Raw genomic sequence first — 5,177 nt, forward strand, 5'->3', positions numbered from 1 at the left:
GGACCGGAGTCATCGCGAGCATCGCGGCGGCCACGGTGACGCAACCGGCGAACCTGATGCGTGCCTTCGTGCGGCGCTTCGGCACCGAATAAGCTGCGCCACCAAATAAACTGCTACGAATGCCAACCTCACTCGCGACCCCGTATGAAGACCTGCTTCGCCACACCCTGGCGACGGGCACCGCCAAAGCCGACCGGACCGGGACCGGAACCACGAGCATCTTCGGCGCCCAGCTCCGCTTCGACCTTCGTGAGGGCTTCCCGCTCATCACGACGAAGCGCGTGCACTTCAAGTCGATCGCCTACGAACTCCTGTGGTTCCTGCGCGGCGAGAGCAACGTCGGATGGCTCCGGGAACACGGCGTCAGCATCTGGGACGAGTGGGCATCGGAAACCGGAGAACTCGGTCCCGTCTACGGAGTGCAATGGCGCTCCTGGCCCACCCCCGACGGTGGTCACATCGATCAGATCGCCCAGGTGATCGAGACCCTGAAGACAGACCCGGATTCGCGTCGCATGATCGTGTCGGCCTGGAACGTCGCGGACATCCCGTCGATGGCCCTCGCACCGTGCCACGCGCTCTTCCAGTTCTACGTCGCCGACGGCCGCCTGTCCTGCCAGCTCTACCAGCGCAGCGCCGACCTCTTCCTCGGCGTCCCCTTCAACATCGCGAGTTATGCGCTGCTGACCCACCTCGTCGCCGCCCAGGCCGGCCTCGAGGTCGGCGACTTCATCTGGACCGGCGGGGACTGCCACATCTACGACAACCATCGTGACCAGGTCACGGAGCAGCTGACCCGTGCCCCGTATCCGCTCCCGACGCTCCGCATCACGGGCGAACGCGCGAGCATCTTCGACTACGGGTACGAGGACCTCGAGGTCGTCGGCTACCAGCACCACCCCGCGATCAAGGCACCCGTTGCCGTCTGATCCCGCCCGTCACACTCCCGTGATCGCACTGGTCTGGGCGCAGGCGCACGACGGGATCATCGGCAGCGCCGGTTCGATACCCTGGCACCTTCCCGAAGACCTCGCGCATTTCAAGGCCGTGACGGATGCCGCGACGGTCGTGATGGGTCGTCGCACGTGGGATTCCCTCCCCGAACGATTCCGGCCGCTCCCCGGGCGACGGAACATCGTCGTCACCAGGGACGCCGACTGGGCCGCTGCCGGAGCCGAACGCGCCGGGTCCGTGGACGATGCCCTCGCTGCGGACGACTCGGCCACAGATCCGGCCACGACGATCTGGGTGATCGGCGGAGGCGAGGTCTACCGCGAAGCCCTGGCCCGCGCCTCACGACTCGAGGTCACCGAGCTGGACCTCGCCGTGCCCGGCGACACGAGGGCCCCCGCGGTTGACGGGGAGTGGACGCGTGCCCACGCCTCGGAATGGATGGTCTCGAGGACCGGCATCCGCTTTCGCTTTGTCGGGTACGAGCGGCCGGTTCCGCGGAACTGACGTCTCTTCGGGCACGGACATCTCTTCACGAGCTGACGTCTCCGGCGGCACCGGCTTCTCCTGCAGCGCGGGAGCCACGGGCGCCACGGTGACTCGGCGTTCCGGACTCCTCCAGCGTCCGCTCGACGGCGTCAGGAATGCCTGGGGAAGGGTCGCCAGGCAGATCGCCGCGTCGACCACACGTACGAGTGGGAAGGCGAACCCGAGCAGCAGATAACTCGGCCGGCGGGTGACGGCGACGACGAGCACGGTCAACAGGTAATCGGGCACGAGCACGCCGAGCAGGATCAGGGTCGGCGGAATCGCGTCCGTCAGCCGCGTGGCGATGCCGGACGGGTCCGTCGACGTCGCCTCCCAGATGACCGCGCCGACCGATACGACGAGCAGCGGCAGGAACAGCAGCATCATCACACTGCTCGTCACGAGCTCGAACACGTGGAGCGCCAGCGCACCCCAGAACCAGCCGAGCCGGAATCCGTGGCGGCGCAGCGTCTGCCAGAACCCCAGGGTCCAACGCCGGAGCTGCCGGGTGTAATCGTGCAGGTTGTCCGGATCCTGGGTCGAGGCCCTCGCGATCGAGGGGTGGAATGCGATCCGGCCGAGCTTGCGCGCGTGCACTTCGAACGTCATGTTGAAGTCCTCGATCGCGAGCCCGGGAGGATCGATGTCGATGCTTCCGAGGACCCGGCTGCGATACATGCTCGCGAAACCGGGAACGATGGAGATCACGTTCGCGAGCCTGGCGGCCTGACCGTACTTGAGCAGGTACTGCACCATGACGTAGAAACGTTCCCGGTATGCGACCAGGAATCGGCCCATCATCGTCGCGGGGGGAGGATCAGCGATCGTCGACGCACACGCTGCAACCGCGACGACCCCCGGATCCTGGAAGCACGGCAGGCCGGTCAGCAGGTAGTCGGGGGCCAGCACCGTGTCCGCATCGAGGAGCACCACGACCGGGAACCGGCGTGCCAGTTCGAAATGGTCGATTGCCGCGACGAGCGCGCCGGCCTTTCCGTGATTCGACTCGAGTTCGAGCACGTTCGCTCCGCTGGCTCTCGCGAGGTCCGCGGTCCGGTCTGCTGAGGCGTCCGAAACGACGAAGACGTGTCCAACGGGCACCTGGCCGGTTGCGGAACCGATCGTCGCGGCGATCACTTGTTCTTCGTCGTGGGCGGCGACCAGGACCGCGACCTCGTCCGCGGAGATCAGCGGGTCCTGCGATCGATCGGGCGACCGGCGGCGGCTGCTCTCGACCACGGCACGGATGAGACCGACCGTGGTCCAGAGCAAGGTGTTGATTCCCACAACAAGAATGAAAATGACGAAGAACGTAACCATCTGTGCCCCCGGGGTGAAATCGAACGTCCCACACTGGAACCGGAGACGCCACGTCGAGACTGTCGGTGTTGACGTGCACGAAGCTACCCGAGGCCGGAGGGGACCGCTGGCCCTGTCACCCGGATGGGGCGACCCATGTGGTTAACCACATCCGGGTGTGGGTTGCCCCCGGAACGCGCCGCGACGTGTTTTCCGGATGCATGCAGTTACAGGCATTTATGAGTGAGGATGATGGAGAAGTGACTTTTCCGACGAGTACCTCCAATTTTCGTGCCGCCCGCGATCAGCTGCTGCGCCTCTGGGACGGCCACGCCCGTGCCGCCGCGGAATTCCGCTGGCCGGATGTCGGCGCGTCATTCAACTGGGCCGTCGACTGGTTCGACGTGATCGCGGCCGGCAACGACAACATCGCCCTGTGGATCGTCGAGGAGGACGGCCGTGAGCTGAAGGTCACTTTCGCGGAGATGTCCGCACGCTCCAACCAGGTCGCGGCGTGGCTCACCCAGCAGGGCGTCGGCAAGGGCGATCACGTGATGCTCATGCTCGGCAACCAGGTCGAACTCTGGGAGCTCATGCTCGGCATCATGAAGATCGGCGCCGTGATCCTCCCGACATCGACCGTGCTCGCCGCCGGCGACCTCGCCGACCGCGTGCAGCGCGGCGAGGTGGACTGCGTCATCGCGAATGCGGGTGACGCCGCCAAGTTCGCGGAGATCGACGGCGATTTCCGGCGCATCTGCGTCGGCGGCACGGTTCCCGGCTGGGCTCACTACGCCGACGCCGCCCTGCTGTCCACGGCGCCCGTTCCCGTGGCCGTCGGTTCGGACGACCCGTCGCTCATCTACTTCACCTCGGGGACCACGAGCAAGCCCAAGATGGTCGTGCACACCCAGACCTCGTACCCCGTGGGCCATCTCTCCACGATGTACTGGCTCGGGCTTCGTCCCGGCGACGTGCACCTCGCCATCAGCTCACCGGGCTGGGGCAAGCACGCCTGGAGCAGCTTCTTCTCGCCCTGGATCGCTGAGGCCACCGTCTTCGTCTACAACTACGGCCGGTTCGACCCGCAGGCGCTCACGGCCCAGCTGCACCGCGCCAAGGTCACGACGTTCTGTGCGCCGCCGACGGTGTGGCGGATGCTGATCCAGTCCGATGTGGGCGAGAAGCCGGTCGGCCTCCGCGAGATCCTCTCGGCGGGTGAACCGCTCAACCCCGAGGTGATCAGCCAGATCCAGCGTGCCTGGGGGCTCACGATCCGCGATGGGTACGGCCAGACCGAGACGACGGCCATCGTCGGCAACGTGCCGGGGTCCGTCCTCAAGGCCGGGTCCATGGGCCTGCCCCTGCCCGGTGTCGCGATCACCCTCGTCGATCCGATCACGGGAGGCGTCGCAGACGAGGGCGAGATCTGCCTCGACCTCGCCGAGCCCGCCGTCAACCTCATGGCCCGGTACCACGGCGACCCGGTCAGGACCCAGGCCGCGCTCCGGGATGGCTACTTCCACACGGGCGACGTCGCCACCCGGGACGACAACGGCTACATCACCTTCATCGGCCGCACGGATGACATCTTCAAGTCCTCCGATTACAAGGTCTCCCCGTTCGAGGTCGAAAGCGTGCTGCTCGAACACCCCGCCGTCGCCGAGGCCGCGGTCGTCCCCGCCCCCGACGACACCCGACTCAACATCGCCAAAGCGTACATCCACCTCGCGGCCGGCTGGGCACCCGACAGCGCGACCGCTCTCGCCGTGCTGCGCCACGCCCGCAACGGGTTGCCGCCGTACATGCGGGTGCGGCGTATCGAGTTCTTCGAACTGCCCAAGACGAGCTCAGGCAAGATCCGCAGGGTCGAGCTGCGGGCGCGCGAGAACGATGCCGCAGAGCAGCAGCTCCGGCTTCCGGAGGAATGGCGCGACGACCAGTTCCCCGAGCTTAAGCGTTCGTCGAAGAGCTGATCCGCGCGCCCGCGAAAGCGGGTGAAACGTCGTACTGAGCTCGGCATACCGACGACTCACCCGCTTTCGCGAACGGCGGCGGGGACGGGAACGGGGGCGAGCAGGGCGTCGATCGCTGCGAGGGGGATCGGCAGCCAGTCGGGCCGATTGAGTTTTTCGTAGACGACCTCGTAGAGAGCCTTGTCGAGTTCGAAGGCGCCGAGCAGCGGGCGTTGCTCTCCGAGGCTCCTGCCGGAACGTTCGCTGTACCCGGCAAGGAACGCCCGACGGCAGGCCTGTGCCCACCCGGTGACGACACCGGTCCGCTCGGGAGCTTCCCGCGCCACGGTTCCGGCCGCGTAGGAGAACGACCTCAGCATCCCGGCGACATCCCGCCAGGGCACGTCGACACGGGTCCGGTCCTCGAGAGGAGTGAGCGGTTCG

Annotated in this window: 3 protein-coding genes and 2 pseudogenes; 3 read left to right on the forward strand and 2 right to left on the reverse strand. The window is 66.9% G+C overall.

Features of this window, described 5'->3' with window-relative positions:
* The first annotated feature begins 119 nt into the window (after nucleotides 1-119).
* Nucleotides 120-929, forward strand: a complete 810-nt coding sequence (locus QN345_RS15350) for a thymidylate synthase (RefSeq protein WP_134448858.1) — start codon at nucleotides 120-122, stop codon at nucleotides 927-929.
* A 19-nt stretch (nucleotides 930-948) separates the two neighbouring features.
* Nucleotides 949-1,458 (forward strand): dihydrofolate reductase, encoded by a 510-nt coding sequence (locus tag QN345_RS15355; RefSeq protein WP_166787364.1) that lies wholly within the window; start codon nucleotides 949-951, stop codon nucleotides 1,456-1,458.
* 375 nt (nucleotides 1,459-1,833) lie between these two features.
* On the opposite strand, the pseudogene QN345_RS15360 reads toward QN345_RS15355, so the two are convergent.
* Nucleotides 1,834-2,799 (reverse strand): annotated as a pseudogene (locus QN345_RS15360) (glycosyltransferase family 2 protein); the annotation flags it as partial.
* Nucleotides 2,800-3,038: 239 nt separating this feature from the next.
* Between QN345_RS15360 and QN345_RS15365 the strand changes: the two are divergent.
* Nucleotides 3,039-4,754, forward strand: coding sequence for an AMP-binding protein (locus QN345_RS15365; RefSeq protein ID WP_241985080.1), 1,716 nt, complete (start codon nucleotides 3,039-3,041; stop codon nucleotides 4,752-4,754).
* 56 nt (nucleotides 4,755-4,810) lie between these two features.
* Here the strand turns inward: QN345_RS15365 and QN345_RS15370 are convergent.
* Nucleotides 4,811-5,177 (reverse strand): annotated as a pseudogene (locus QN345_RS15370) (aminoglycoside phosphotransferase); the annotation flags it as partial.

It is taken from the genome of Cryobacterium sp. 10I1 (genome assembly GCF_035019805.1).
In the GTDB taxonomy this organism is placed as follows: Bacteria; Actinomycetota; Actinomycetes; order Actinomycetales; family Microbacteriaceae; genus Cryobacterium; species Cryobacterium glucosi.